Origin of the sequence: Actinoplanes teichomyceticus ATCC 31121 (genome assembly GCF_003711105.1) — a bacterium.
Classification (GTDB): Bacteria; Actinomycetota; Actinomycetes; order Mycobacteriales; family Micromonosporaceae; genus Actinoplanes; species Actinoplanes teichomyceticus.
Genome location: NZ_CP023865.1, coordinates 5,589,157 through 5,615,259, shown reverse-complemented (window position 1 = coordinate 5,615,259; position 26,103 = coordinate 5,589,157). Strand labels below are relative to the sequence as shown.

Genomic DNA, 26,103 nt, shown 5'->3' with positions numbered 1-26,103 from the left:
ATGGGTGTTCGTCCGGCGACCGGCTCGTGGCAAGATCGTGACGGTCGTCACGGCTGGTTGCCGGTTCAGGACGCAACGTGCAGCGCGGTCAGCGCCAGCCCCCGCTCGACCAGGAAGCGTCCGGTGAGCTCGGTCAGCGGCGCCCCGCCGTCGGCACGCCGGCCGTCGATGAGGATCCGGGCGTGGAAGGCGGCCGCCGCCGGGTCGAACGTCAGGCGCGCCTCCTCGAAGCCGAGCCACCGTCCGGTCAGCGGGAACCAGGCCTTGTAGACCGACTCCTTGGCGCTGAACAGCAGCCGGTCCCAGTGGACGGCCGGGTGCGTGGCGGCGAGCCGGGCCAGGTGCTCGCGTTCGCCGGGCAGGGTCACCTGCTCGGCCACGCCCTCCGGCAGCGGCCCGTGCGGCTCCGCGTCGATGCCCAGCGCGGCCAGATCGGCGCGCCGGGCGACGGCAGCCGCCCGGAAGCCGCGGCAGTGCGTGATGCTGCCGACCACGCCGGCCGGCCACAGCGGTTCCCGGCGCGGCCCGGCCAGGATCGGCGCCGGTGGGTGGCCCAGCCCGGCGAGCGCCTGGCGGGCACAGCGACGGGCGGTGACGAACTCGCGGCGGCGGACCTCGACGGCCCGGGCGACCAGCCCCTCCTCGCCCGGGAACGGCGGCTCCCCGTCGATGTCGTCGAACGCCTCCACGGCCACGACCGCCGGTGGCAGCAGGCCGGCGAGCATCACCGGACCGGCCCCAGGATGCGCCGGATCGGCTCCGGCCGGTCGCCGCGGCGGCGCCACTCGCGCGGATAGCCCAGCGAGACCTCCTCGAAGCGCACCCCGTCGTACTGCGTGGTGCGGGGGATGTGCAGGTGGCCGTAGACCGCGGCGACCGCGCGGTAGCGCAGGTGCCAGTCCGCGGTGCGCTCCGTCCCGCACCACTGCGCGAACTCCGGGAACCACAGGACCTCGGTCGGCTGCCGGACCAGGGGCCAGTGGCTGACCAGGACGGTGGGCAGCGCCGGGTCCAGCGCGTCGAGCCGGCGCTCGGTCTCCCGCAGCCGCTGGAAACACCACTCCTCCCGGCTCGGGTACGGGTCCGGGTGCAGCAGCGCCTCGTCCGTGCACACCACCCCGGCGTCGTAGGCCCGGCGCAGCGACTCCTCCTTGGTGTCGGCGCCCGGGACACGGAACGAGTAGTCGTACAGCTGGAAGAGCGGCGCCACCGCGACCGGGCCGCCGTCGCCCTCCCACACCGGGTAGTCGTCCTCCGGCGTGAGCACCCCGGCGTCGCGGCACATCCCCACCAGCGCCCGGTAGCGCTGCTCGCCGCGCAGCTGCACCGGGTCGTTCGGGTGGGTCCACAGCTCGTGGTTGCCGGGCGCCCAGATCACCTGCTGGAACCGGTCACGCAGGGCCCGGAGGGTCTTCTCGACGTCGGCGAAGATCTCGCCCACGTCACCGGCCACGATCAGCCAGTCGTCCGGCGATCCGGGTCGCAGCCGGTCGACGACCTGGCGGTTCTCCGGATAGGAAACGTGCAGATCGCTGACTGCCAGCAGAGCCCCCGCCACACCGCCGATCTTTCCACAGTGGGTGGAGATCGGGAAGGCGGCGGCGGTCACGCCCGGCGCCGTGCCCCGCCGCGGACGGCGGGCCGGCCGGTGTCCGCGACGCGCCGGCCGCGGACGCCGCCGGTGGTCCGCACCGGCCGGCCCGCCGGTCAGGCGACCGGAACCGGCCTCCGGGGGGTGCCCGAGCGAGAACCCCGGGCCCGCCTCCGGGAATCCCGGGGTGTCGTGCCCGGCGTCAGTCCTTGCCCTTTTTGGCCTTGCCCTTGTCCTTGACCTTGGTCCTGGGCTTCGCCGGGCCCTTGCCGGGCTTCGGCGCGACGACGGCCGCGCGCGCCCCGGCCGGCGCCGCGCCCGCGGCGGTCGGCCGGACGGCGGCCCCGGCCCCGGCGGCCCCTGCCCCGGCGGCCCCTGCCCCGGCGGCCCCTGCCCCGGCGGCCCCGGCCCCGGCGGCCCCGGCCCCGGCAGCCCCGGTAGCGGGCGGCGGCGTCGACGTCTCGCTCCGGCACACTGTGCCGTTGACCGTGAAGGATCGCGGAACGGCCACACCGCCCGGATCCGCTGTCGTCTCGAAGCCGGCCGTGACCGAGCCGCCGGCCGGCAGGGCGCCGCCGCCGGCCCGGATCGTCTCGCCCTGCTGCTGCCAGCTGGCCGACCAGCCGTGGAGCAGCCGCTGCCGGCCGGGCAGCGCGAAGCTGAGCTGCCAGGCCGGCATGGCCGCCGCGCCGGTGTTGCGCACCGAGACGGCGACCGGTGTCCGCCCGTCCCGCGCGGGACGCTCGACCTCGTACCGGACGGCGCACGCTTGCGGCGCGGCCGCGGCGGCCGCCGGCGGCGCGGTCCGGGGGCCGTTGCCCGGCCACGCGACAAGGCCCGCCACGATCAATGCGCCGGCCGTGCTCCCGGCGACCACGGTCCGGCGCCCGCCGGGCACCCGGGCCAGGCCCGCCGCGGCCCGGCCGGCGAGCCGGCGGGACCGGGGGATCGACACGGTGGGCGCCGCCGCCGCCCGCATCAACTCCGCCGGTGGCAGTCCGGCGATCTCGCCGAGCACCCGGGCCACCTGCGCGGCGGCCGGCCGCTCGTCCGGCTTCTTCGCCAGGCAGCGCGACACCAGGCGGACCACCTCGGACGGCAGGCCCGGCACGGCGGGCATCGGGGCCGGCTCGGTGTAGTAGTGCGCCTTCAGCATCTGCGTGGCGGTCGAGGCGCGCCACGGCATCCGCCCGGCCAGGCTCAGGTACAGCAGCAGGCCAAGGGCGTACACATCGGTGGCCGGGCGCACCGGGCCGCCCCGGATGCGTTCCGGCGCCAGGTAGGCCGGCGTGCCCAGCAGCTGACCGTCCGCGCCGTCCATCACGCCCACGGCGGCCGAGATGCCGAAGTCGACCAGCTTCACCCCGGACGAGGTGACCATGACGTTGCCCGGTTTCACGTCGCGGTGCACGACACCGCGCGCGTGTGCCGCGGCCAGGGCGGCCGCCACCTGCGCGCAGATCAGCACGGCCAGCCGCCACGGGATGCGGTCGCCGCTGAGCAGATCGGCCATCGTCCGGCCGTCGACCAGCTCCATCACCACGTACGGCAGGAGCTTGCCGCGGTGCGTGGTCTCGCCGTAGTCGTACACCTCGACGACCGCGGGGTGGCGCAGTCCGGCCGCGGCCCGGGCTTCCGCGCGCAGCTGGTGCAGCGTCCCCGGATCGGTCGCCAGCCTCGCCGACAGCACCTTGACGGCGACCTGGCGACCCAGCACGTCGTCGTCGGCGCGCCACACCACCGACATGCCGCCATGACCGAGCCGTTCGAGAAGCCGGTACCGCTCGCCGATCAGGAAGCCGCTCTCCACGAACCTGCCGATGCCCACCGGCGGCCGGCCCAAACCCCCCAGTCGGGCCGGCGCGTCCGGCGGCTCGTCAGCAGCGTTCCTCGGTCTCCTTCTGCGCCACGTCGGAGATCCCGCCGAGGGCCCGGGTGCACACCGACAGCGTGCTGGCGCCCAGCGACCAGACGTCCGGGCCGCTGGAGCACTGCAGATCGCGCAGCGTGTTGCCGGTCACGATGGAGGTGCAGACCTGGTACGAGCCGTGGGTGTTGCGGTACTGCTGCCACACGTAGGTGTACGCGTAGTTCTTGCCGCACCCCTTGTACTGCTTGACCGAGGCGGCGGTCTGCCCGCCGACGGTGACGTACGCCGTCGCGCCGATCTGCACCGAGCTCGCACAGCGCGGGTTGGTCTCGGCCTGGGCCGGACCGGCGAACGCCAGCGCCGCGGGCACGGCCAGTCCGGCGGCCGCCAGGACCCGCACGCCGCGCCGGGAAAGGCTCTTCATTGTTGACCTCCTTCGATGCGCCGGAACCGTCGTGGCCGGCGTCGTCAGTGACCACATTGATCAACGCGAGGGCTCGTTCGGTAGCCTCTTACGCGCTCTGACAACGCCTGACGACGGTGTCTGACATGGGGGGACGATGGAAGACCAGCATGTGCCCGCGGAGCCGGTGGGGCACCGGGCGGCCGCCGAGCGCTTCGCCGGACAGCTGCGGGCGCTGCGGGCCTCCGTGGGCAACCCGTCGTTCCGGAAGATGGCCGGGCGGTCCGGCCGCATCTCGCACACGACCCTGCACGAGGCCGCGGCCGGGGCACGCTTCCCGTCCTGGGAGACCACCCGCGAGTTCGTCCGGGCGTGCGAGGCGGACGAGGCGCAGTGGCGGCGCCGCTGGGAGGAGGCGCAGCGTACCGGCGAGGCCCCGGCCGCGCCGCCGGCCGGCCCGGCGCCGGGTCCCGGACCGGCCGCCCCGGTCGCCGCCGGCGCCGCGCAGGCCGGCGGGCAGGACGCCGGGACGCCGGCCGCCGGCGCCGATGCGGCGGCGCCGGAGCCCGGTCCGGCCGTGGCGGACCCGCAGCCGGCCGGCGCGGCCGCGGTCACGGACGCGCGGCGGCGCCGCCCGCGGTGGCTCGCCGCCGCGGTGGTCGCGGTGGTCGTGCTGGTGACCGCCGCCGTCGCCGTCCTCGCCGTCCGTGGCCGCCCCCGGGACGACGCGGGCCAGGCGGCGCCCTCCTCCGGCCCGCGGCTGCCCGGGGATGCGAGCCAGTTCGTCGCCGACATCACCGTGCCCGACGGTATGGAGGTGAAGGTCGGCGAAGAGTTCACGAAGGTGTGGGCGATCGCGAACGTGGGCACGGTCGGCTGGCACAACCGGTTCCTGGCCCGGATCAACCCGCCCGGTGACGGCGGCGGCTGCCGCACGCCGGAGCGGGTGCCGATCGGCGACACGCTGCCCGGCGAACAGGTCATGATCAGTGTTCCGGTCACCGCGCCGAGCGCGCCCGGGCGATGCTGGGTCAGCTGGAAGATGGTCGACGAGCAGGGCCGGCCGTTCTTCCCCAGCCGCCGGCCGGTGTACTTCCTGGTCAACGTCGTCGCCTGAGCCCGGCCGCGGCCGGCCCGGGTGGCCCGGGTCGCCGCGCCCGAGCCCCGGCGGGCGCGACGAGCGATGTCAACCCGTGCCGGCCAACCTGACAACACCGGTGTCTGCCGAGGTCAGCGTGCGTCTGACAGATCTGACAGGACAGTGGCACTACCGGACAGCCGGTTCCGTCTCGCAGGGTGTTGCCCGTTCCCACGACTGCCACCCCACGAGGAGGACCGATCATGCGTCGTTCCCGGCCGGCCATCGCCGTAACCCGGCACGACTTCGCAGGCGTACCCGAGCGCCGCGCGGGCGGAGGTGACGCGCGCGCTCCACGAGGGACCGCGAGGCGCACGGCCGTCCACCGTGGCGTGTCGGGGATCCTGGCTCTCGTGGTGGCGGTGCTCGCCGGGACGGTCGTGGCGCCGGGCGCGGCGTCCGCCGCCGACCGCGACGGGGCGTGCGACAGCGGCGAGTTCTGCTACTACTACAACAGCAACCAGGCCGGCTCGGTCTCCGACTTCACCGGCTCGCTGGACGACTACGGCACCACCCAGCCGTCCTGTTACGAGTTCAAGGGCGCCGGCGAGGGCAACGGCGTGTGCGTGAAGAACAACGCCGCGTCGGTGTGGAACCGCACCGGCCACACCGTGCGGGTCTACTTCAACAGCAACTACGCCGGCGCCGGCCAGGACTTCGCGCCCGGGGCGAAGGGCAACCTGAACGCCACGCTGAAGAACAACAACGCCTCGCACGAGCTGCTGGCGGCCACGGGTGGGTGCAGCACCGACGGCACGAACAGCACGCTGCCGAGCACGATCCTGGTCTACCGGGTCGGCCTCGGCCGGGTCGACCGGGTGGACTTCAAGACGTACGTCAAGAACGTCCTGCCGAACGAGTGGGTGGCGAGCTGGCCGGCCGCCTCGCTGGACGCCGGCGCGATGGCGGTGAAGAGCTACGGCTGGTACTGGGCGCTGCACTCGACCCGCAAGACCCCGGCCGGGCAGTGCTACGACGTGCGTGACGACGTCCAGGACCAGGTCTACCGGCCGTCGTCGGCGCAGGCGTCGACGTCCTCCGCGGTGGACCGGACCTGGTCGACGCGGATGACCCGCGGCGGCGACATCCTGCAGGCGCACTACTGCGCGACCACGACCGAGTGCCCGGCCTGGGTGGACGGGGACTGGATGTCCCAGTACGGCTCGCGTGACCTGGCCAACGCGGGCCGGGACCACCGGGCCATCCTGCGCCACTACTACAGCGACATGGCCCTGTCCTGACGGGCCCCCGCGCGCCGCGCCGCCCGCCGCGAACCGCGGCGGGCGGCGCACCCCCGTCACGGGCGCAGGATGCGCAGCTGCGCGTCGCGCAGGTGCGGGCCCGGGTCGATGCCCAGCTCGGTGGCGAGGGTGCGGCGGGTGCCCTCGATCACCTGCAGCGCCTCGGCCGGCAGCCCGCACGCGGCCAGCGACAGCGCGAACAGCGACTGGGCCCGTTCGTCGTACGGCGACTCCGCGGCCGCCCGCTCGATCAGCGGCAGCGCCCGGTCGGCCAGCCCGGCCTCCAGGCAGGTGTCGGCGAGCGCGACGGTCGCCTGGCGGCGCAGGCGTTCCAGCTGGCGCGCCGCGTACTGCCGGCGGACCGCGCAGGGGGCGTCCGCGCCGACCGGGCCGCGCCACAGCGCCAGCGCCCGCATCAGGTGCTCGGCCCGCTCGGCCGGGTCGGTCCCGCCCCGGGCGGCGGCGAGCAGGCGGCGGAAGCGTTGTGCGTCCACCTCGCCGCCGGCGACGGTCAGGCGGTAGCCGGCCGGTTCCAGGTCGAGGCGGTGGCCGCCGTGTTGCACCAGCCAGCGGCGCAGGCGGTGGACGGCGACGTGCAGGGCCCCGGTGCTGTCGCGGCGGCGCTCGTCCTCGTCGAGCACGGAACGGGCCCGCGCCGCCGGCACCGGTGCGCTGTCGAGCAGCAGGAGGGTGAGCAGGCCGCGGAGTTTCGGCGCGGTCAGGGTGTCACCGGCGCCGTCGGACCACAGGGCGAGCGGGCCGAGGACGCCGAAGCGCAGCCCGCTGGCGGTGAGAGTGTTCATCTGCCTCGCTCCCGAGGGGACGGTGGTACCCCCATTGACGCACGGAAGCCCAGGTCAGCGGTCCTGCGAATTCTTAGGGAAGATCGGGTGGCGCGGACCGGGATAGACCGCGGCATATGTAGACTGGCTGCTCGGCGACGGCACTGTGCGACGCGGAGGTGTGGGTCGATGGATACGGTGCTCATCCATCTCGCCGACGGCACCGATCGGGACGGCAGGCCGCGCACGACGACGGTGGCGCTGGGGCCGGGGGCCAAGGTCCGGTTCGGGCGCGGGGCCCCGGGCGTCGCGGTGGACGTGCGGCTCGCCGATCCGGGTGTGCCGCGGCTGGCCGGGGAGATCCAGGGCGCCGCCGACCACTGGCTGCTGAGCAACTTCAGCGCCGACAAGACCTATGTGGTGGAGAACCCGGAGGGCGCGGGGGAGCACGTCAAGGTGCCGCCCGGCCGGCTGGCGGCGCCGATCCCGTTCGAGATCTCCCGCGTGGTGCTGCCCGCCGGGCTGGATTTCGTCCGGTTCAGTGTCTTCGCGCCGATGCACGCCTACCTGGACCGCGCCGCGGCCGGCGCGCCGGACGGCGAGGGCACGCTGGCGGCGTTCCCGCTGGACGAGTCGGCGAAGTACTTCCTGGTGCTGGTCGCGCTCTGCGAGCCACGGCTGCGCGACCGCTCGCACGTGGCGATCCCGACGGTGGAGAACGTGGTGAACCGGCTGCGGCCGCTGCCGGCCTGCGCGGACCTGACGGTCGCCGCGGTCAACTTCCACATCGACTACCTGGCCCGCACGAAACTGCGGGTGAAACAGGACGCGGTCGACGGGGCGCGGCGGCTGGACACCAAGCGGGCCGCGCTGGTGTCGCTGGCGCTGCGGTTCAACCTGGTCCGGGAGGACCATCTGCGGCTGCTGCCCACGCCGGTGGGGGCCGGGTGAGCCCGCCGCGGCCCGGCGCCTGGGCGGTCGAGGTGCCGGCCGGCTATCGCGTCGGCGGGTGGGAGGTCACCGGCGGCATCGCCACCGGAAGCTGGGGCAGTGTCTACGACGCCCGGTGGGTCGGCGCCGGCGCCGACGGCCTCCCGGCACGGGCGGCGCTCAAGTTCCTGCCCACCGGAACGGTCACGTCGCGCCAGCTGAGCCACCTCGCCGCGATGGCCGGCCGGGAGGTGCGGTTCCACCGCGGCGGTGCGCACGAGCGGCTGATCCGCTGCTACGACACCCTGGTCGTGGACGATCCGCAGGCTCCCGCCCTGGACGGGGCGGCCGTCATCGTGATGGAGCGGGCCCGGGGCTCGCTCGCCGACCTGATGCGCGAGCACGCCGGGCGGCCGCTGCCGGACGCCGCCGCGCTGGTGACCCAGGTGTGCGAGGGCATCGCGTACATGCACGGGAACGGCTGGATCCACGGCGATCTGAAACCGGCCAACGTGCTGCTGATGGACGACGGATCGGTGCGCCTGGCCGATTTCGGGCTGACCGCCGAGATCGAGGGCACCCACGGCTACCTGCCGCCGATCGGCTCCTCCGGCTACCTGCCGCCGGAGTACTGGACCGAATCGCTCGGCGAGCGGGGCATCGCGGTACGCACCACCTCCGACATCTGGGCGCTGGGCGTGCTGGCCTACCAGGCGTTCACCGGCGACTTCCCGTTCCCGGGCGCGGGCCAGCGGGCGTGGGCGCTGGCCGCCGCGCAGTACGTGCGGACCCGCGCCGAGGTGCCGGTCCCGGACACCGTGCCGGAGGCGTGGCGCTCGATCATCCGCGACTGCCTGGCGCCCACCCACGGGGAGCGGGCCCGGCACCCGGCCGCCGAGTTGCTGGCCCGGATGCGCCAGCAGCCGGCGCCGCGCGCGTCGCGGGTGCCTCGCCGGCTCGTGGCGGCCGGCGCGGCGGCGCTGATCCTGGCCACCGCCGGGACGGCCACGGCGGTGACCGTGTCGCGGCGGGACGACCGGCCGGACGCCGCGCCGTCGCCCAGCTTCGCGGGCGACGAGTTGCTCAAGCGCGGCGTCGGCATCCCGGAGCAGTACCGTCCGCTGATCGTGGCGGCGGGCACCATGTGCGACGCCGAGGGGCTGAACCCGCCGCTGATCGCGGCGATGCTGAAGGTGGAGAGCAACTTCGACCCGGATCTCAGCGACCCGGCCAAGGACGAGTACGGCATCGCCCGCTGGACCCCGAGTGTGCTCGCCGGCTATCTGCCGGGCACCCCGCCCGCGGTTCCGCCGAAGCCGCCGTTCCCGCCGGAGATGTCCATCCCGCCGATGGGCCGGCTGCTGTGCTTCCAGGCGGACAAGCTCAAGTCGGTGCCCGGTGACCCCGGCCTGCTGCTGGCGGCGGCCTACCGCTCGTCGGCGACCAGCGTGATCCAGGCGAGGGGCATCTCGCCGAAGTGGCGCAGGTACACCTCCGAGGTGGCCCGCTACCGCGCGCTGTACACGCCGTGAGGTCCGGGCGCCGGTCACGCCCGGACCCGCTCCGCCGGCACCGGTCACCGGGCGGACGGATTGGCACGGTGCACGACTTGCCTCCGGCGGAACCCGGGAGAAAGCTGTTGTGACCTGAGTCACATAGCGTTGGAGGGAGTTCCGATGAGCAGAGCGTGGAGCGTGACGGCGGCGGTCGTCTCGGCGGCCCTGACGGCGGTGGCGGCGCCCGCCGCGGCCACCGCCTCGCCCGGCCGCGGGCAGGCGACGGCGCCGCAGTGCGCGCCGGCACGTCCGGCCACCGATTTCTACGCGGGCGGCCGGGTCGCCAGCCAGCCGCTCATCGTGCCGCGGTCGGCCTGCTCGACGATCAGCGTCTCGCACATCCGGGACGTGGCCGACGCGTCGGACCGCTGTCAGACGTTCCTGGTCGGATTCTTCCCGGCGGACGGCTCCGCGGCCACCTACACCGATCCGGTCACGGCGTGCGCCGAGCGGCCCTCGACCCGGACCGTGCTCGCGTCCGGCGTGCCCGACGGCGCGGTGTACCGGGTGCTGTACGCCGTGGAGTACATCGAGCCCACCATCCAGCAGGTGCGTTACACGGTCTGGCACTGAGGTCGCGCACGGGCGACGCCCGTCCCGGCCGGGACGGGCGGGTGGCGCGGTCAGCCGAGCAGCTGCCACTCGGCGAGCTGGGTCATCGGCGCCCCGTGGTTGGCGGTGATCTGCAACCGGTAGTGCTGGTAGGCGGGCGGGGTGCCGGGGACGACGAAGGCGCGGGTCTGCCGCCGGTCGGCGAAGTCGACGTCGCTGCGGCTGTCCAGCGTCACCCAGGTGACCCCGTCCGCCGAGCCCTGCAGCGTCCACGCCCGCGGATCGCGCTCGGGGGAGTCGTTCCCCGAGGTGAGCGTGTACTGCCGGACGGCGACCGGGTTCCCGGCGAGGCGGTCGGTGAGGGTGGCGGTGCCCGCGGTGGTGAGCCACTTGGTCAGCGAGGTGTCGTCGGTCAGCGCGGCCCTGCCCTCGTTCGGCGGGTTCTCGCCGGTGACCGTCAGCGTGCCGCCGGTGGCCCGATCGGTCAGTCGCGCCGGGGGCCCGGAGCCGGTGGTCAGCGACGGCGGCAGGTCGGCGGCGGCGCTGCCCCACGACGACGGGTTCGGGCCCATCGCGAACTCCAGGGTGCCGCCGGCGGCCAGGTCGGCGTGGGTCAGGTAGTTCTTCGAGTACGCGACGCCGTTGAGCGTCACGCTCTGCACGTACCGGTTGGTGTCGCTGACGCCGGGCGCGGAGATCGCGAACGTGCGGCCGTTCTCCAGCGTGATCGTGGCCCGCGGGTGCAGCGGGGCGCCGATGGTGTAGTCGGTGCTGCCCATCCGCGCCGGGTAGAAGCCGAGCGTGCCGAAGACGTACCAGGCCGACATCTGGCCGTTGTCCTCGTCGCCGAGATAGCCGCCGCCGGGGCCGGGGCCGTACTGGGTGGTCAGGACGGTGCGGACCCGGTCCTGGGTCCTCGACGGGACGCCGGCGTAGTTGTACATCCAGATCATGTGGTGGATCGGCTCGTTGGAGTGCGCGTACTGGCCGAGGTTCGCGTCGTAGGCCTCCCTCATCTCGTGGATGACGCCGCCGTAGCAGCCGGGCAGGTAGTCGCGCGGCGCCGCGAACACCGAGTCGATCTTCGCGGCCAGCCCGGCGCGGCCGCCGTACAGGTTGGCCATGCCCTGCGGGTCCTGCGGCGCCGGCGTCGCGTAGTGCCAGGGCGCGCCCTCGGTGAACTCGCAGCCCCACAGGTGCGGCTCGAAGTCGGCGTCCCCGGTGCGCCACGCGCCGCTGCTCTGCCGGCCGCGGAAGAAGCCGACCGAGGGGGAGAAGAGCTGGGCGTAGTCGAGCGCCTTGTTGCGGAAGTACGCGGCGTCCTCGCCGTAGCCGAGGGCGGCGCCCAGCTGCGCGATCCCGAAGTCGTTGTTGGCGTCCTCCAGCGTCCAGGCCGCGGACTCCCCGGCGACGTCGGTGGGCACGTACCCCTTGAACAGTGACACCTGGTTGCCGATCCGGCCGTTCGCGCCGTTCGCCGAGTACACCGTCGCGTTCTTCACCATCGAGGCGTAGGCCGCCCGGTGGTCGAAGTTGCGCACGCCCTTGACGTAGGCGTCGGCGAACGCCAGGTCCTGATTGCTGCCGACCATCATGCCCACGTTGTGCGGGCCGGACCAGCGCGGCGTCCAGCCGCTCTGCCGGTACGCGTTGACGAAACCGTCCAGCATCTCGCCGGTGCGCGTGGGAGTGAGCAGCGTGTACAGCGGCCACGCCGCGCGCGAGGTGTCCCAGAAGCCGTTGTTGACGTACATCTGGCCGTCGTGGACCTGGCCGTCGTACGGGCTCCGGTGCCGCCGCACCCCGCCGACCAGCTCGGACCGGTTGTTCGGGTACATCAGCGCCCGGTACAGGTTCGAGTAGAAGGTGATCATCCGGTCGGTGGAGGCGCCCTCGATCCGTACGCTGCCGAGCTGGGCGTCCCACAGCGCGGCCGCCTCCTCGCGGACCGTGTCCAGGCTCTTCGTCCCGACCTCCTGCGCCAGGTTGTCGCGCGCCTGCGCCACGCTGATGAAGCTGGTCGCCATGCGCAGCGTGACCGGCTCGCCGGCGCCGGTGGCGAACCGCACCCAGCTGGTCACGCCCTGCCCGGTGACCGTGCCGGTCGCGGTGATCGCCCTGTCGACCGTGGCGTGCACGTACATCCGCTGGCCCCGATGGGTGATCTCGCCGGAGACGGTGCGGGCGGCGGTGTCGACGGCGAGCGAGCCGGTGCCGCTGTCCACCGTGTCGAACAGGATCACCGCCTCGCTGGTGGCCGGGAAGGTGAACCGCATCACCCCGGCATGGTCGGTGGGCGCCATCTCGGCGGTGATGCCGTACGTGTCCAGCCGGGTCCGGTAGTAGTGCGCCCGGGCCACCTCGTCGGCATGGCGGAACGTGGACCTGCGGGCGTCCGGGGTGGACTTGACCGCACCGGTCATCGGCATCACCTGCAACTGGGCGTAGTCGGCGATCCACGGGCTCGGCTCGTGGCTGATCCCGAAGCCCTGCACGCCTGTGTCGGCCCACTCGTACAGCCAGGTGTCGCTGTTGCCGTTGGTGATCGGTGTCCAGAAGTTGAAGCCGTGCGGGACGGTCGCGCCGGGGAAGGTGTTGCCGCGCGAGTACGCACTGGTCGAGTCCGAGCCGCGCCGGGTCTCCACGTAGTCGCTGAGCCGGGCCGGGGCGGCGTCGCGGGTGATCGTGACGTCGTCGAGGTAGCCGCGGAACGTGCCGGTGTTGGCGGGCTGGTCGTACCCGAGAAGGATCCGGTCGATCGTCTTGCCGGCGACGTACCGGCCGATGTCCGAGACGACGTTGTTCCAGGTGTCGAAGCGCAGCACGCTGCCGCTGCCCTGGAACGCCGGGTGCACCCGCACGCCGTGCTGGTCGAGCGCGCCGGAGTCGCGCAGGAACGTGCCGTCGGTGAAGGCCAGGTCTACCGCGACGTCCAGATGCCCGCCGGACTGCGGGTACACCCGGTACGACAGCCGGCTGGCGGCGGTGACCGGCAGGTTCACGTCGAAGATCCGCTGGTACGAGTAGGACGCGGTGGCGCTCTGGTCGCTGCCGGAGTACATCAGGGCGGCCGAGCCGGTGTGCGCCCGCTCGGTGCGGACACCGCTCTGCATCCCGGTCAGCCCGCAGCAGTAGCCACCGACGCCGGTGCTCGCCTCGGTGCTGTCGGTCCAGGTCGGCTGCGGCTGGCCGGTCTCGAAGCCGGTGCTGAGGTCGCCGTCCGCGGCGGCGCCCGGGGTGGCGGTGAGCGGTCCGGAGTCTCGGTCCGTGGCGGTGGCCGGGGTGGCGGTCGGCGGTCCGGGGTCACGGTCCGCCGCGGCGGCCGGGGTGGCGACCAGGAATCCGGCGAGCAGGATGCCGGCGCCGAGGCGAACGCGGAGGTCCATGAGCCGCTCCAGACAATGGAGTACATCTATGTCATCGTTGTCAGTAACCTGCCCTGTCGACTCGCCCCTGTCAACGTATTCACCTACACGAATTGTGCAACCGCCATACTGTCCCCATGAACATCCGGCCGCCGACCCTCAGCCAGGTCGCCGCCCGCGCCGGGGTGAGCGTCAAGACCGCGTCCCGCGCGCTCAACGGCGAGCCGTACGTCTCCCGCGCCACCGGCCGGCGCGTGCGTGAGGCCGCCGACGAGCTCGGCTACCGCCTCAACGGTCTGGCCCGTGAGCTGCGCACCGGCGGCACCTCGGCGCTGGTCGGCCTGATCAGCGGCGACCTGGCGAACCCGTTCTACTCGGCCGTGGCCAGCGGCGTGGAACGCGAACTGCGCCGGCACGGCCTGCTGCTGGTCACCGTCAACAACGACGAGGACGCGCAACTGGAGCGCAGCCTCGCCGAGGCCCTGCTGGAACGCCGGGTCCGCGCCCTGCTGATCGTGCCCAGCGGCGACGGTGTCATCGGCGGCCACGACGTGCCGCTGGTGTTCCTCGACCGCCCGCCCGTCGACCACGCCGCCGACAGCGTGCTCATCGACAACGCCGGAGGCGCCCGCTCCGCCGCACAGCACCTGCTCGCCGGCGGCCACCGTCGCATCGCGCTGGTCGCCGACCTGCTGCGCACCGCATCGCAGCGGGCCCGCATCGACGGTTTCGCCGCGGCGATGCGCGCCGCGGGCAACCCGGAGTGGGAGCCGTACCTGCGCACCGACGTGCACGACGCGGCCACCGCCGAACGCGTCGTCGGCGAGCTGCTCGCCGGGCCCGAGCCGCCGACCGCGCTGTTCACCACGAACAACCGGCTCACCACCGGCGCGCTGCGGGCGCTGCGCGGGCGTGCCCGGCCCCCGGCGCTGGTCGGCTTCGACGATTTCGAACTGGCCGACGTGGTCGGGGTGACCGTGGTGGCGCACGACATGACCGAGCTGGGCCGGGCGGCGGCGCGCCTGGCGTACGAGCGGATCGGCGGTCACACCGGTCCGCCGCGCACCGTGGTCATCCCCACGACGCTGATCGCCCGCGGCTCCGGCGAACGCCCCGCACGGCCCTGACGCACTTTGGGGGTAAGCCCGGCGAACAGCCGCTCACCGGGTGATCAACGCTTTTACCGTCACTCGAATGTATCGAGTACGCATCACCCGATCGTCCCGTTCCCGGTGGCGGCGTCTGCCGGTGCTGCTGCTGGCCGCGCTGCTCGCGGCGGGACCGGCCACCGCCGCCGTCGCCGCCATCCCGCTGGCGTCCGCCACGCCGGCGCGCACCGTCGGCTTCGACGGCCTGGTCTACGCCAGCGTCCAGGTCGGCACCACGGTGTACGTCGGCGGCAGCTTCCGGAACGCGATCGTCGGCGGCCGGCAGGTGCCCCGCAAGCGCCTGGCGGCGGTCGACGTGCGCACCGGTGACCTGCTGCCCTGGGCGCCACCGGCGGACGGCACCGTCTTCGCGCTGGCCGCCTCCGGGTCGTCGCTGTACGCGACCGGCAAGTTCGCCACCGTGGCCGGCCAGCCCCGCCCCGGCCTGGCCGGCATCCACCTGGCCACCGGCGCCGTCGGCCCGATCCGGCACACCATCGCCGGGACCGGCAAGGCGCTCGCGGCCGGCGGCGGGCGGCTCTACCTGGGCGGCGAGTTCACCGCCGTGGACGCGAAACCGGCGCGCAACCTGGCGGCGTTCCGGCTCTCCGACGCCACCCTCGACACCGGGTTCCGCGGCGAGGCCGACGGCAAGGTGCAGTCGCTGACCTCGGCCGGCTCCCGGCTGTACGTCGGCGGCGGCTTCAAGCACCTCAACGACACCGCCACCGCCCGGCTGGGCGCGCTGCGCCTGAGCGACGGGCAGGTGGACAGCGGCTTCCACCCGGCCACGCCGTACCCGGCCCTGGCCGTCACGGTCACCGCGGACCGGGTGTACGCCGGACTGTCCGGCGTCGGCGGCCGGGTGGTCGCCTATCGGCCCGACGGCGCCATGCTGTGGAGTAGCGTCACCGACGGTGACATCCAGGCCATCGCCTACCTGAACGGCGCCGTCTACGCCGGTGGGCACTTCACCGTCGCCTGCCCGCAGCGCTCCCGCACGGCGACCTCGTGGTGCCCGGCCACGCTGCGCAAGCAGCCGAAGCTGGCGGCCTGGGACGCGGCCACCGGCGCGCTGCTGGACTGGAACCCGCGCAGCAACGGCAAGTGGGGCGTGCTCACCATGAACGCCAACCCCCGCCTCGGCGTGATCACCGTCGGCGGCGAGTTCACCTCCTTCGGCAGCCACGACCGGCCGCGCTTCGCCCAGTTCCGCACCTGCCGCTACGGCTGCGGCAGCCGTCCGCCCGAACGCGCCCCGTGACGCGCGCCTTCGGCGAACCCATTCCCGGTACGCCCTGGTGGCCCCGTGCGCAGGCCGCCCGGCCGAGCCCCGTGCCGGTCGCGCCCGTCGCCCGCCCCACCCCACACCGGCTCCCCGCCGGCGCCCACCCGCCCCGCCCTGATCCCGCCCCGCCCTGATCCCGCCCCCGCTGGAGGGGATCACTCCCTGCAGCGCGGTCCCGGGCGCACGCGCGGCGGGTGACCACCGTCAGCACCAGCCCGAGAGCGTGCGTCGCGCTGCGGTCCGGGGGCGTGGCGGCCTCGCGCGGACAGGCACGGGGCTCGGTCGCCGGATGTCCGGGCTCGGGTGGCGCGGTACGCACCGGGTTCGGTCTCCGGGGCCGCGGACGGGGCTCGGCCGGCGGGCTGCGGACGGGGCCTGACCGGGCGTACCGCAAAGAGGGAGGCGGCCGGTGACCGCGGCGGGCATCGCGCCCACGCCGGGCCATCGGCCGCGCCGTCACTTCGTCGTGCAGACGGTGCCGTTGAGGGTGAACGCCCGGGGCAGCACGTTCGGGCCGCTGTACGACCCGACGAATCCCACCGAGGTGGACGCCCCGGCGGCCAGACCGGCGTCGCCGGTCACCCGGACGGTGCGCCCGCTCTGCGCCCAGGTGGCGTTCCAGCCGCTGCTCACGCTCTGCCACCCGGTCGGCCAGGTGAACGCCAGCGTCCAGCCGGCCACCGCGGCGGCCGTGTTGTTCGTGATGTCGATCGAGCCCACGAAGCCGTTGCCCCAGTCGTTGGTGTCACGGAAGGTCACCGTGCAGGCCGCGTCCGCGGGAGTGCCCGTGGTGAACGTCAGCGGCGGCGAGGGCGGCGACACCCGCCCGGCGGCGTCGCGGGCCAGCACGTTGACCGTGTAACGACGCCCGGGTTCCAGGTTGCGTGCGGTCAGTGACGTGCCGGTGGTCTCGCCGAGCAGCTCGGCGGTGCCGCCGTTCTGCCGGTACACCTCGTATTTGAGACCGGAGCCGGCGGCCGGCCAGGACATCGTGGCGGTCCGGTCGGTCACGGTGGCGGTGGGCTGCGCCGGAGCCTTCGGCCCGGCCGTCTCGGCACGCGCCGGGTGCAGCGTGACGAGCGTGAGCGAGTACGGGGCGAGCGTCTGCGCGGCCGCCGTGCCGCCGGTGGTGGTGGTCACGCCGTCGGCGCCGTTGGTGAACGTGGCGACCGCCGGGGCGGCGGCGGCCGGGGTGAAGCCCTGGTAGTTCAGCGCGACGGTGTGCGCGGCGTCCGGGTCCTTGTTGATCAGCAGCACCGCGACGTCGCCGTTGGCGCGCCGTACGGCGTGCGCGCTGACCAGCTCGTTGTCCGTGCCGGCGCCGACGAACCGGTCGCCGGTCCGGGCGAGGTCGCCGATCAGCGACAGCGCGTGGTACGGCGCGAACGGGGTGTTCAGCGGCGGCTGGCAGACCGAGTTGTCGGCCGTGCAGTTGCCGCTGGACAGCAGCCCGTAGTCGTCGTAGTCGGGGTGCCCGGCCACCGTGGTGACGTCGCCGATGCCGTTGTGCACGTTCCACCAGTGCACGGTGAAGACGCCCTGGGCGAGCAGGCCGCTGTAGACGTCGGCCAGGAACAGGGCGCCGGGCTGGGTGTTGCGCCCGATCTCCACGTTGGTCTCGGTCATGCTGATGCCGATCCGGCCGGCGTCGCCGCCGGCGTACCGGTCGATCTGCTGCCGCAGCAGGTGTACGGCGTCCCGGATGTGGGCGGGTGTGGTGAGCGTCTCGGCCGGGGTGGTGCCGCCCGGGTACCAGTGCACGTCCACGAAGTCGATGGCCGCGCCCGCCCGGGTGAGCACCTCCTGGTTCCAGGTGCCCTGGTCGCCGGCGCCGACGATGCCGTCCGGCCAGTTGCCGGGCATGGTGAGCACGGCGCCGACCTTGATCGTCGGGTCCACCGCCTTCATCGCCCGCGAGTACGCGACGACGGTGGCCGCGTACTCCTCGGGGCTCTTGTCGGCGTGCTCGTCGGCCTCCCAGGCGCTGCCGTAGTGGCCGTTGCCGTAGTTCTCGTTGCCGATGGTCCAGTACGTGGCGTCGTAGTTCTTGGTGACGTTGGCGTACCGCACCCAGTCGGCGGCCTCCTCGGCGGTTCCGGTGCCGTAGTTGGCGATGATCATCGGCTCCGCGCCGGTGCGCTGGGCGGCGGCCATGAACGTGTCGAAGTCGGTGCCCGGGGCGACGTAGCCGCCGGGCGCGGTGTGGTCGCGCCAGTGGTAGATGTCGGCGTACGAGCCGCCCGGGTAGCGCAGCATCCGCACGCCGGCGTCCTGCAGCAGCTCGGCGACGGCCGAGGTGCCCAGCTGGGCGTCCCAGATGGCGTGGTTGACGCCGAGCGCCGCGTTGCCGACGGTGGCGAGCCCGGCTCGGACGTCGACGTCGACGCGGGTGTCGGTGGCGGGGCCGGCGGCGTGGGCGCCCGGTGGCGCGATGGCGGTGGCGGTGACCGCGGCGAGCAGGACGGTGCTCGCCAGGGCACGCCGCAGGGTGGGGATGTGCACGAGGGTCTCCACGGCATGGGACGGGTGGGAGCGTTCCCATCGTGATGCTCGTACCAATGTCTGTCAATGAATCCGGGAGCCGGCGGTGACGCGCCAGGCCCGCGGCGCGTCACCGCCGATGGTCAGCCGGCAGCGGTATCGGCGTCGGCGTAACGCAGGACCGCGCCGATGCCGTGCTCCAGCTCGACCTCGTCCGGGTCGAGAAGGACCAGGCGTGCCCCGGTGCCGGCGACCGCGCGCACCAGCGCGGCGTCGGCCCGGACCCGGCAGGGCTCGGCCACCCCGGCCTCGCGCAGCACGTGGTCGTCGACGGAGATCAGCGACGGGTCGTCCGGGGCGATCCAGAGCGTGTCGGTGGAGGACGGGTCGTCGGCCAGCAGCACCGTGTCGACCTGGCCGCGCTGGAGGCGGGTGACCACGTCGGTCAGGCCGTGGCCCGCCGTGTCGCCGGCCCGCTGGGCGCGGTAGCGATCGATGACCTCACCGGCGTGCCGGTCGGCGAGCTCGGCCACGGCCTGGACGGTCACGTCGTCGAGGGCGCTCTCGTCGGCGCCCGCGCCGCGGGACCCGGCGTCGGTCTGCACCACCCGGTCCTGCCAGCGTCGGGGCAGCCGCCCGGCGAACGTCTGCACCGCCCGGACGTCCCCGCCCACCACGATCACCTCCGCGTCGACGGCCTCCGCGAGGTCGGCCGCGGCCGCGGCCACGTCGCCGGCGTTACGCTTCCAGGACTCCTCGGCCGCCTGCTGGTACCGCCGGTGCGACCAGCCGCCGGCGTTCACCTTGCGCAGCGGGAAGGTGGCGCTGCCGGTGACCTCCCGGTGCCGGGGGACGCCGCCGGCGGAGAGCGCGTCGAGCTCGGCGCCGGTGCGGTCGATGAGCACCCGGACGTACGGCACCTCCGCGTGCCGCTGCCGGATCAGCGGCATCAGGTGTGGCAGCGGCGCGAGGTCGGCCTCGTCGACGCCCGGCGGCGCGGGCAGCGTCTCCACCAGGGCGACCTCCCCGTCCCGGGCGAAGACCGCCAGCCCGTACCGGCCCGGCTGGTAGGGGTGGTCGCGGACGGCGGCGTCCACCGCCTCCAGGGTGGCCGGGTCGGCGCCCTGCCCGGCCAGCCGTTCGCGCTGGGCGCGCCAGCGCAGGCCGACCTCGTGGTCGGCGTTCTCGCCGGCCCGGGTGGCGTCCAGGTAGACGGACACCCAGCTGCCCGGAGTGTCGAGCAGCGGGCGCAGGAAATCGAGATTCATGCCGGGGCCCTTTCCCCTCTGATCGCGGCAAAGCGAAGGTTCTTCCCGGACGTGGGCGTACCCGGCGATCGTCAGAAATCACGTCGGATCGGGATGTTCCGTACACCCGGCGGCCTGTCCGGTACGGCCGGTCAGCGCTGCCCGGTGAGGACGGCGGCCGCGGCGGCGCTCAGCGGCGTGTGCTCGTCCGCGGCGCACGCCCGCAGCACCCGGTAGGCGTCGTCGTCGGTGCTGTTCGTGTCCCGGGCCAGGACCCGCACGGCCAGCCGGATGGTGGCGCGCGCGGCGAGCGCCTCGGCGTACCCGGTGAGCAGCTCCGCCGCGCCGGGATCCCGCTGCAGCAGCCGCTCCAGGGCCGGGTCCGGATCGCGCTGGGTCCCGTGCGCGCCGTCCAGGCCGAGGATCAGCGGCGTCATCGCGGTGCTGTCCCGGCCGTACAGGTTCAGCACGGCCTCGGGCGGGCCGCAGCCGGTGTGCAGCGGGACCGACACCGAGGCCACCAGCCCCAGCGCGGGCGCGATCCGGTGGAAGCCGGGCCACTGCATGGTGGCGCCGGTGTCCGGCACCGTGACCGGCTCACCGGTGCGCAGCGCCTGCAGGCACGGGCCGGACCGGTCGGCGATCTGCGCCTCGTCGACGGCCCGCACGATGTCGTCGCTGGCCGTGACGGTGGTGTAGGCGTCGCCGTGCAGGGTGGTGATGGACGCGTAGTCGGCGGCGGCCACCCGCTCGACGGCGAGCTGGGCGATCCGGGTCAGGCGGTCCCCGGCGCCTTCCGGGTGCTCCACCAGGGCGACGACGGCCTCCGCCAGCGGCTGCCGGTGCGCGCCGCCCGGGTCGGCAGCCGGTTGCGGTGGCGCCATGGCGCCGCTCCCCTCGGTCGCGGTCACACCCGTGCGCGGCTGCTCACCAGGCGTCCGGGGCGAGTTCCGTGCGCAGTTTGGCCAGCGCCCGGGTCAGCAGGCGGGACACGTGCATCTGGGACACGCCGATCTGCTCGGCGATGCGGATCTGGGTCTGGTTGCCGTAGAAGCGCAGCGTCACGACCCGCTGCTCGCGCGGGGTCAGGCAGGCCATCGCCGGGCCCAGCACCAGGCGCAGCTCGGCGAGGTCGTACCCGTGCTCGTCGGCGCCCAGGGTGTCGCTGAGCTCCACCTCGCCGTCGGCGCCGATCGGTTTGGACAGTGAGGTCGCGCGGTAGGCGTACGAGCCCTCCAGCCCCTCGATGACCGCCTCCTCGCCGACGCCCAGATGCTCGGCCAGGTCGGCGACCGTCGGCTCGCGGCCGTGCGCCTGCATCAGCGCCTCGCGCGCCTTGGCGGTCGCCATGATCATCTCCTGTAGCCGTCGCGGGACCCGGATGTTCCAGGTCCGGTCCCGGAAGTGCCGCTTCAGCTCACCCAGGATGGTCGGGATCGCATAGCTGGTGAAGTCGGCGCCGCGCCCGGGCTCGAACCCGTCGACGGCTTTGATCAGCCCGACCACGGCGATCTGGCTCAGGTCCTCCGGCGACTCGCCCCGGCTGGCGTAGCGGCGCGCCAGCCGCTGGGCCATCGGCGTCCAGGCGGTGATCGCCGCCTCGCGCAGCAACGGCCGCGCCGGGTCGGTCTGCGCCCGCTGCGTCATGGCGAGGATCAGGCCGGCAGCGTGGTCCTCGGCGGATGGTGCAGTGGAGAGATGCATCGGAACTCCCCTCACCGGATGCGGCGTGAAGCTGTCCGCGGTAGCCGGGAACGCGGGGGAGGACGACTGTCGTCCACGGTCTCGGCGAGATGCCACCCTGACACCCTTGTCAGCCCCGGGGGGTTCTCGGCATCTACGCGACCGATGACTCACACACTATCCGCGCGGACGAGTCGCTGTGGCCCGAACGGAGGATCCGCCGGCCACGCTGCCGGACCTGGAGGCGGCACCCGTGGCGACCCGTCGCGCGGCCCCGGGGCAGCTGGCTGAAGTGTCCACGTTTGACGGGCACAGAGGGGGGCAACCCAGGCATTCCTGCGACGCGGTGTCCGCGCGTCGCCCGCCTGAACGGTGGCGACGATGTACACGACCATCCATGCTGCGGAACCCACCCTGACGGTCACCGGCGCGCTCACCGTCGGGGTGGAGGAGGAGTTCATGCTGCTCGACCCCGATACCGGCCGGAACGTCCCGATGGCCGCGCGGGTGCTGGACGCTCTGCCCGAACAGGCGCGCGCGCAGAGCCGGGTGGAGTTCCGCCACAGCATGGTGGAGATGGTGACGCCGGTCTGCGCCGACCTGGCACAGGCCGGCCGGGCCCTCACCGGCCTGCGCCGGGCGGCCTCCGGCGCCGCCGCCGGCATGGGGACCTGGCTGGTGGCGGTCGGCGCGACCCCGGTCGCGGAGGACGAGCGCGCGGTGCCGGACCGGCCGCGGTACCACACCATGGCGCAGCGGTACGGCCCGATCGCCGCCGACCCCGCGGTGTGCGGGTGCCACGTGCACGTCGGGGTGCCGGAGCGGGAACTGGCCGTACAGGTCTGCAACCACCTGCGGGTGTGGCTGCCGGTCATCCAGGCCCTGGCCGTCAACTCGCCGTTCTACGAGGGGGCGGACACCGGGTACGCCAGCTGGCGCTCGGTGCAGCTGGAGCGCTGGCCGCTGGTCGGGCCGACGCCGTACTTCGAGAACGCCGAGGACTACGACCGTACGGTCGACGCGCTGATCGCCTCCGGGGTGATCCTGGACCCGGCGATGGTGTACTGGTACGCCCGCCCGTCGGCGCGCTACCCGACCGTGGAGGTCCGGGTGTGCGACGTGTGCTCGGCGGTCGGCGACACCGTCCTGGTGGCGGGTCTGGTCCGGGCCCTGGTGGCCACCCTGATCGAGCAGGTCCGCGCGGGGATACGGGCCGTTCCGGTCCGTGACTGCCTGCTGGTGGCCGCGCACTGGCACGCGGCGCACGACGGGCTCGGCGGGACCCTGGTCGACCTGCGGCAGGGTCGTGAGCGCCCGGCCTGGGAGCTGGTCGACGAGCTGGTCAGCACGGTCGGCCCGGCGCTGCTGCGCAGCGGAGACCTGACCCTGGTACGTGCCGGGCTGCGGCGGTTGCGGCGGCAGGGCACCGGCGCGGCCCGGCAGCGCGCCGTGCACGGGCGTACCGGCGACCTGCGGGCGGTCCTGGCCGACCTGACGAAACGGACCGCCGGCGGCTGAAAGCGAAGCTTGCCCCGGATTGCCGGGCACGGCCCGTTTACCCGGGGCCGGCCGGGGCACTCGGCAGCCATGGAGCGAGGTAGCAGCAAACACGGCACACGTCTCGACGAGGAGATGAAGCAGGAGGTACGCGGCAACGTCCAGGGCATCGCCGGCGGCCGGGCCGAGGAGTGGAAGACGGCCGAGCCCGCGGGCGAGGACCAGCCGGAGGCGAGCCGGGTGCCGAACGCCGACGCCCTCGCGAGCCTCAGCCGCTTCGGCACCTACATCGGGTTGTCCAGTATGCCGGGGGACCGCGAGGCGCTCCGCCGGGGCGCTCGGACGCTCGGGGCGCCCGACGACGTGCTGGCGGATCTGGACCGGTTGCCGGAGGGCGTGGTCTTCCACACCGTCAGCGAGATCTGGGCGGCCCTGGGCCGGGGCCCGGGCGAACGCTGACCGCGCCCGGCGGGTGATCATCCACCCCTCCGGGGGATTATTCCGGCCCGCTGCGGGAAGGCGGAGGTCACCCAAGGCAGAGAGGCAGGACCGTGTCCGAGGACCAGTACGGCAAGCAGCATCCGCAGGAGCAGTACCGCAGCCCGCAGGCGCAGGACAGCGACCGGATCCGGCACCCGGGCGCCACCGGTGAGATGGACGTCGAGCCGGATCACGGCGAGGACAGCTACCGGGGCACCGGGCGGCTGACCGGCAAACGGGCGATCATCACCGGCGGCGACTCCGGGATCGGCCGGGCGGTGGCCGTCGCGTACGCCCGCGAGGGTGCCGACGTGCTGATCTCCTACCTCCCGGAGGAGGAGGACGACGCCCGGGACACCGTGCGGCTGATCGAGAAGGCCGGTCGCAAGGCCGTGGCCGTGCCCGGCGACATCCGCGACGAGGCGCACTGCGGGCGCATCGTGCGGACCGCGCTCGACGAGCTCGGCGGCGTGGACATCCTGGTCAACAACGCCGCCTATCAGATGGCCCAGGACGGCGGCATCCTGGACATCACCACCGAGCAGTTCGACCGGGTGATGAAGACCAACCTGTACGCCATGTTCTGGCTGAGCAAGGCCGCGGCGCCGCACATGGAGCCCGGCTCCACGATCATCAACACCGCGTCGATCCAGGCGTACCAGCCGGCGCCGAACCTGCTCGACTACGCCACCACCAAGGCCGGCATCGTCGCGTTCACCAAGGCCCTCGGCGCGAACCTCGCCGACCGGGGCATCCGGGTCAACGCGGTCGCGCCCGGCCCGATCTGGACGCCGCTGATCCCGGCCACCATGCCGAAGGAGAAGGTGGAGTCGTTCGGCGGCGACACCCCGATGGCGCGCGCCGGACAGCCCGCCGAGCTGGCCCCCGCGTACGTCTTCTTCGCCTCGCAGGAGTCCAGCTACATCACCGGCGAGGTGCTCGGCGTGACCGGCGGCAAGCCGCTGGCCTGATCCGTCCGGCGTGACCGCGGCACGATCCCGCGCTACGACGCCTCGTCGCTCTCCATGACGACGATGGCGCCGTCCCCGACGGGATCGTCCGCCCGCCGCTGAAGGGGGGTGCACACCACCCGGACCGACACCGGGCGCCCGCGGCGGTTCACCGCGTCGACCGCGGCCTCTCCGGACCGGCCGTGCGGGCCGACCGCGGCACGCAGCAGCGGGCGCAGATCCTCGAACGGCAGCCCGATGTCGAGGTTGAGCAGATGCTGCCCGATCACCTCACCGGAGCGCAGCCCCCACAGGTTCTCGGCGTGCCGGTTCCACATCAGCACGCGCAGATCGCGGTCGACGACGGCGACGCCGGCCCGCAGGCTGGTCAGCACCGCCTCCAGGAACGAGTTCGCCTGGTCGAGCCGGGTGGTGCTGACCCGCAGCCGGTCGTTGATGCTCTGCAACTCGTCATTGGTGGACTGGAGCTCCTCGTTCGTCGTCTCCAGCTCCTCGTTGGTGGACTGGAGCTCCTCGTTGGTGGTCTCCAGCTCCTCGACCGTCGACTGCAGCTCCTCGTTGGTGGTCTCCAGCTCCTCGTTGGTCGACTGCAGCTCCTCGTACGCCGCTTCCAGCTGCTGGTTGGCGTGTTCGAGATCGTCCTGCAGCCGCCGTGCCGCGGTGACGTCATGAAAGGTGATGTTGACGCCGAGCAGGCTGTGGTTCTCGTCGGTGAGCGGGGTGATCTGCACCTCGATGTTGACCGGTTCCCCGGCCCGCCCGAACTCGACGTCGGGGATCCGCAGCTCCCGCCGTTCCACCTGCGCCTGTTCGATGTACCGGCGCAGCTCGACCGGACGGTACGACAGGTCCAGGTCGCGGAACGGGCGCCCGACGTCGCGCGCGGACACGTTGAACAGCTTCTCCAGCTGCCGGTTGGTGAGCGCCACCGCCCCGTCGGCGGTCAGCGTCAGCTGGGCGAGCGGACTGATCGCGAACGCCTCGTTGCGCAGCCGGTCGAGCCCGGTCGCCGGCGTGCCGCCCGGCGTGGCCGGATCCGCCAGCAGCACGCCGAGCGGCGGCGAGAGCAGGGGCACCTTGCGGAACACCCGCCGTTTCAGATCGATCGGGGTGTACAAGCTGGTGTGACTGAGCAGCATCTCGGCCTTGCCGAGGAACAGCACGCCGCCGTCGGCCAGGGCGAAGTGGAACCGGTTGAGGATCTTGGCTTGCGTCTCGGCGTTGAAGTACATCAGCGTGTTGCGGCAGGCCAGCAGATCGACGCGGGAGATCGGCGCGTCCTGCACCAGGTCGTTGCGGCCGAAGATCACCGAACGGCGCAGGTCCTTGCGGAAGGTGAAACGGTCGCCGACCGGCTCGAAGTAGCGCTCCAGCAGCCCCGGCGGCAGGGCCCGGATCTCGTCTTCACCGTAGGTGGCCTGCCGGGCCTCGTTCAGCTGCTCCTCGTCCACGTCCGTCGCATAGATCTTCACCCGCTCCCGGAACGCGTCCACCCCCAGCGCCTCGGCGAGCGCGATCGCGAGGGTGTAGGCCTCCTCCCCCGATGCGCAGCCGGCCGACCAGACGCGGATCGTCGCATCGGCCGGCTTGGCGGCGACGAGCGAGTCCAGGACCGTGCTCCGCAGGTAGTCCCACGCGTCGGAGTCCCGGAAGAAACCGGTCACGTTGATCAGGATGGTGTTGAACAGGACCGTGAACTCGTCCGGGTGCACCTGCAGGTGATCCAGATAGTCCTGGTAGTCGTCGATGCCGACCTGGGTCATCCGCCGGTTGACCCGTCGCATCAGGCTGGACCGTTTGTACCCGGTGAAATCGAAGCCGCGGGACTCCTTGACGTAGAAGAGCAGCGCCTCGAAATGGGGATCGGTGGGTTCCATCGG

Annotated in this window: 21 protein-coding genes; 10 read left to right on the top strand and 11 right to left on the bottom strand. The window is 73.6% G+C overall.

Annotated features, from left to right (window positions below):
* Positions 1 to 65 precede the first annotated feature (65 nt).
* From ACTEI_RS24765 to ACTEI_RS24750, 4 genes are all read right to left on the bottom strand, one after another.
* Positions 66 to 725 carry a 4'-phosphopantetheinyl transferase family protein gene (locus ACTEI_RS24765; protein WP_122982387.1) on the bottom strand — a complete coding sequence of 220 codons (660 nt, stop codon included), beginning with the start codon at positions 723 to 725 and terminating at the stop codon, positions 66 to 68.
* Positions 725 to 1,558: a metallophosphoesterase family protein gene (locus ACTEI_RS24760; RefSeq protein ID WP_122982386.1), complete on the bottom strand. Its 834-nt coding sequence runs from the start codon at positions 1,556 to 1,558 to the stop codon at positions 725 to 727. The genes ACTEI_RS24765 and ACTEI_RS24760 overlap by 1 nt, the downstream gene beginning before the upstream one ends.
* 235 nt (positions 1,559 to 1,793) lie before the next feature.
* Positions 1,794 to 3,419, bottom strand: a complete 1,626-nt coding sequence (locus tag ACTEI_RS24755; protein ID WP_239082522.1) for a serine/threonine-protein kinase — start codon at positions 3,417 to 3,419, stop codon at positions 1,794 to 1,796.
* Between the two features lie 49 nt (positions 3,420 to 3,468).
* Complete coding sequence (locus tag ACTEI_RS24750; protein WP_122979850.1) at positions 3,469 to 3,885, bottom strand: hypothetical protein; 417 nt, start codon at positions 3,883 to 3,885, stop codon at positions 3,469 to 3,471.
* Positions 3,886 to 4,021: 136 nt separating this feature from the next.
* On the opposite strand from ACTEI_RS24750, the gene ACTEI_RS24745 reads away from it, so the two are divergent.
* On the top strand, positions 4,022 to 4,981 hold the full coding sequence (locus ACTEI_RS24745; RefSeq protein ID WP_145830930.1) for an NBR1-Ig-like domain-containing protein: 960 nt from the start codon (positions 4,022 to 4,024) through the stop codon (positions 4,979 to 4,981).
* A gap of 353 nt (positions 4,982 to 5,334) precedes the next feature.
* On the top strand, positions 5,335 to 6,243 hold the full coding sequence (locus tag ACTEI_RS24740) for a peptidase inhibitor family I36 protein (RefSeq protein WP_239082521.1): 909 nt from the start codon (positions 5,335 to 5,337) through the stop codon (positions 6,241 to 6,243).
* A 56-nt stretch (positions 6,244 to 6,299) separates the two neighbouring features.
* On the opposite strand, the gene ACTEI_RS24735 is transcribed toward ACTEI_RS24740, so the two are convergent.
* Complete coding sequence (locus ACTEI_RS24735) at positions 6,300 to 7,046, bottom strand: AfsR/SARP family transcriptional regulator (protein ID WP_122979847.1); 747 nt, start codon at positions 7,044 to 7,046, stop codon at positions 6,300 to 6,302.
* A 168-nt stretch (positions 7,047 to 7,214) separates the two neighbouring features.
* On the opposite strand from ACTEI_RS24735, the gene ACTEI_RS37870 reads away from it, so the two are divergent.
* The 3 genes from ACTEI_RS37870 to ACTEI_RS24725 all read left to right on the top strand — a co-directional run bounded on the left by ACTEI_RS37870 (position 7,215) and on the right by ACTEI_RS24725 (position 10,084).
* Positions 7,215 to 7,976, top strand: coding sequence for a serine/threonine protein kinase (locus ACTEI_RS37870; protein WP_239082520.1), 762 nt, complete (start codon positions 7,215 to 7,217; stop codon positions 7,974 to 7,976).
* On the top strand, positions 7,973 to 9,487 hold the full coding sequence (locus tag ACTEI_RS24730; protein WP_203723734.1) for a serine/threonine-protein kinase: 1,515 nt from the start codon (positions 7,973 to 7,975) through the stop codon (positions 9,485 to 9,487). The genes ACTEI_RS37870 and ACTEI_RS24730 overlap by 4 nt, the downstream gene beginning before the upstream one ends.
* A gap of 144 nt (positions 9,488 to 9,631) precedes the next feature.
* On the top strand, positions 9,632 to 10,084 hold the full coding sequence (locus ACTEI_RS24725; protein WP_145830929.1) for a hypothetical protein: 453 nt from the start codon (positions 9,632 to 9,634) through the stop codon (positions 10,082 to 10,084).
* Between the two features lie 50 nt (positions 10,085 to 10,134).
* Here the strand turns inward: ACTEI_RS24725 and ACTEI_RS24720 are convergent, their stop codons facing one another.
* Positions 10,135 to 13,449 (bottom strand): GH92 family glycosyl hydrolase, encoded by a 3,315-nt coding sequence (locus tag ACTEI_RS24720; protein ID WP_122979845.1) that lies wholly within the window; start codon positions 13,447 to 13,449, stop codon positions 10,135 to 10,137.
* Between the two features lie 116 nt (positions 13,450 to 13,565).
* Between ACTEI_RS24720 and ACTEI_RS24715 the strand changes: the two genes are divergently transcribed.
* Positions 13,566 to 14,555, top strand: coding sequence for a LacI family DNA-binding transcriptional regulator (locus tag ACTEI_RS24715; protein ID WP_122979844.1), 990 nt, complete (start codon positions 13,566 to 13,568; stop codon positions 14,553 to 14,555).
* Positions 14,556 to 14,622: 67 nt separating this feature from the next.
* The gene (locus ACTEI_RS24710) at positions 14,623 to 15,840 is read left to right on the top strand and encodes an SMP-30/gluconolactonase/LRE family protein (RefSeq protein WP_145830928.1); all 1,218 of its coding nucleotides are present in this window, start codon (positions 14,623 to 14,625) and stop codon (positions 15,838 to 15,840) included.
* A 480-nt stretch (positions 15,841 to 16,320) separates the two neighbouring features.
* On the opposite strand, the gene ACTEI_RS24705 is transcribed toward ACTEI_RS24710, so the two are convergent.
* The 4 genes from ACTEI_RS24705 to ACTEI_RS24690 form a co-directional block, all read right to left on the bottom strand.
* Complete coding sequence (locus ACTEI_RS24705) at positions 16,321 to 18,366, bottom strand: cellulose binding domain-containing protein (RefSeq protein ID WP_239082519.1); 2,046 nt, start codon at positions 18,364 to 18,366, stop codon at positions 16,321 to 16,323.
* A 122-nt stretch (positions 18,367 to 18,488) separates the two neighbouring features.
* The gene (locus ACTEI_RS24700; protein ID WP_122979842.1) at positions 18,489 to 19,613 is read right to left on the bottom strand and encodes a baeRF2 domain-containing protein; all 1,125 of its coding nucleotides are present in this window, start codon (positions 19,611 to 19,613) and stop codon (positions 18,489 to 18,491) included.
* Between the two features lie 131 nt (positions 19,614 to 19,744).
* The gene (locus ACTEI_RS24695; protein ID WP_145830927.1) at positions 19,745 to 20,476 is read right to left on the bottom strand and encodes a GAF and ANTAR domain-containing protein; all 732 of its coding nucleotides are present in this window, start codon (positions 20,474 to 20,476) and stop codon (positions 19,745 to 19,747) included.
* 43 nt (positions 20,477 to 20,519) lie between these two features.
* Positions 20,520 to 21,296, bottom strand: a complete 777-nt coding sequence (locus ACTEI_RS24690) for a SigB/SigF/SigG family RNA polymerase sigma factor (protein ID WP_122979840.1) — start codon at positions 21,294 to 21,296, stop codon at positions 20,520 to 20,522.
* Between the two features lie 360 nt (positions 21,297 to 21,656).
* Here ACTEI_RS24690 and ACTEI_RS24685 point away from each other — a divergent pair, with 360 nt between their 5' ends.
* The 3 genes from ACTEI_RS24685 to ACTEI_RS24675 all read left to right on the top strand — a co-directional run bounded on the left by ACTEI_RS24685 (position 21,657) and on the right by ACTEI_RS24675 (position 24,223).
* On the top strand, positions 21,657 to 22,793 hold the full coding sequence (locus ACTEI_RS24685) for a carboxylate-amine ligase (RefSeq protein ID WP_122979839.1): 1,137 nt from the start codon (positions 21,657 to 21,659) through the stop codon (positions 22,791 to 22,793).
* A gap of 69 nt (positions 22,794 to 22,862) precedes the next feature.
* Complete coding sequence (locus ACTEI_RS24680) at positions 22,863 to 23,231, top strand: DUF2795 domain-containing protein (protein ID WP_122979838.1); 369 nt, start codon at positions 22,863 to 22,865, stop codon at positions 23,229 to 23,231.
* A 92-nt stretch (positions 23,232 to 23,323) separates the two neighbouring features.
* Entirely contained in the window at positions 23,324 to 24,223 is a 900-nt protein-coding gene (locus ACTEI_RS24675) for an SDR family oxidoreductase (RefSeq protein ID WP_122979837.1), read from the top strand.
* A gap of 32 nt (positions 24,224 to 24,255) precedes the next feature.
* Here ACTEI_RS24675 and ACTEI_RS24670 read toward each other — a convergent pair whose 3' ends face one another.
* Entirely contained in the window at positions 24,256 to 26,100 is a 1,845-nt protein-coding gene (locus tag ACTEI_RS24670) for a CheR family methyltransferase (protein WP_122979836.1), read from the bottom strand.
* Positions 26,101 to 26,103 lie beyond the last annotated feature (3 nt).

Excerpts from the sequence above, each read along its gene's own strand:
- ACTEI_RS24745 (WP_145830930.1), top strand. The coding sequence starts at position 4,022 with ATGGAAGACCAGCATGTGCCCGCGGAGCCGGTGGGGCACCGGGCGGCC.
- ACTEI_RS24710 (WP_145830928.1), top strand. The coding sequence starts at position 14,623 with ATGTATCGAGTACGCATCACCCGATCGTCCCGTTCCCGGTGGCGGCGT.
- ACTEI_RS24685 (WP_122979839.1), top strand. The coding sequence starts at position 21,657 with ATGTACACGACCATCCATGCTGCGGAACCCACCCTGACGGTCACCGGC.
- ACTEI_RS24695 (WP_145830927.1), bottom strand. The coding sequence starts at position 20,476 with ATGGCGCCACCGCAACCGGCTGCCGACCCGGGCGGCGCGCACCGGCAG.
- ACTEI_RS24720 (WP_122979845.1), bottom strand. The coding sequence starts at position 13,449 with ATGGACCTCCGCGTTCGCCTCGGCGCCGGCATCCTGCTCGCCGGATTC.
- ACTEI_RS24735 (WP_122979847.1), bottom strand. The coding sequence starts at position 7,046 with ATGAACACTCTCACCGCCAGCGGGCTGCGCTTCGGCGTCCTCGGCCCG.
- ACTEI_RS24750 (WP_122979850.1), bottom strand. The coding sequence starts at position 3,885 with ATGAAGAGCCTTTCCCGGCGCGGCGTGCGGGTCCTGGCGGCCGCCGGA.
- ACTEI_RS24690 (WP_122979840.1), bottom strand. The coding sequence starts at position 21,296 with ATGCATCTCTCCACTGCACCATCCGCCGAGGACCACGCTGCCGGCCTG.
- ACTEI_RS24680 (WP_122979838.1), top strand. The coding sequence starts at position 22,863 with ATGGAGCGAGGTAGCAGCAAACACGGCACACGTCTCGACGAGGAGATG.
- ACTEI_RS24765 (WP_122982387.1), bottom strand. The coding sequence starts at position 725 with ATGCTCGCCGGCCTGCTGCCACCGGCGGTCGTGGCCGTGGAGGCGTTC.
- ACTEI_RS24670 (WP_122979836.1), bottom strand. The coding sequence starts at position 26,100 with ATGGAACCCACCGATCCCCATTTCGAGGCGCTGCTCTTCTACGTCAAG.
- ACTEI_RS24725 (WP_145830929.1), top strand. The coding sequence starts at position 9,632 with ATGAGCAGAGCGTGGAGCGTGACGGCGGCGGTCGTCTCGGCGGCCCTG.
- ACTEI_RS24715 (WP_122979844.1), top strand. The coding sequence starts at position 13,566 with ATGAACATCCGGCCGCCGACCCTCAGCCAGGTCGCCGCCCGCGCCGGG.
- ACTEI_RS37870 (WP_239082520.1), top strand. The coding sequence starts at position 7,215 with ATGGATACGGTGCTCATCCATCTCGCCGACGGCACCGATCGGGACGGC.
- ACTEI_RS24700 (WP_122979842.1), bottom strand. The coding sequence starts at position 19,613 with ATGAATCTCGATTTCCTGCGCCCGCTGCTCGACACTCCGGGCAGCTGG.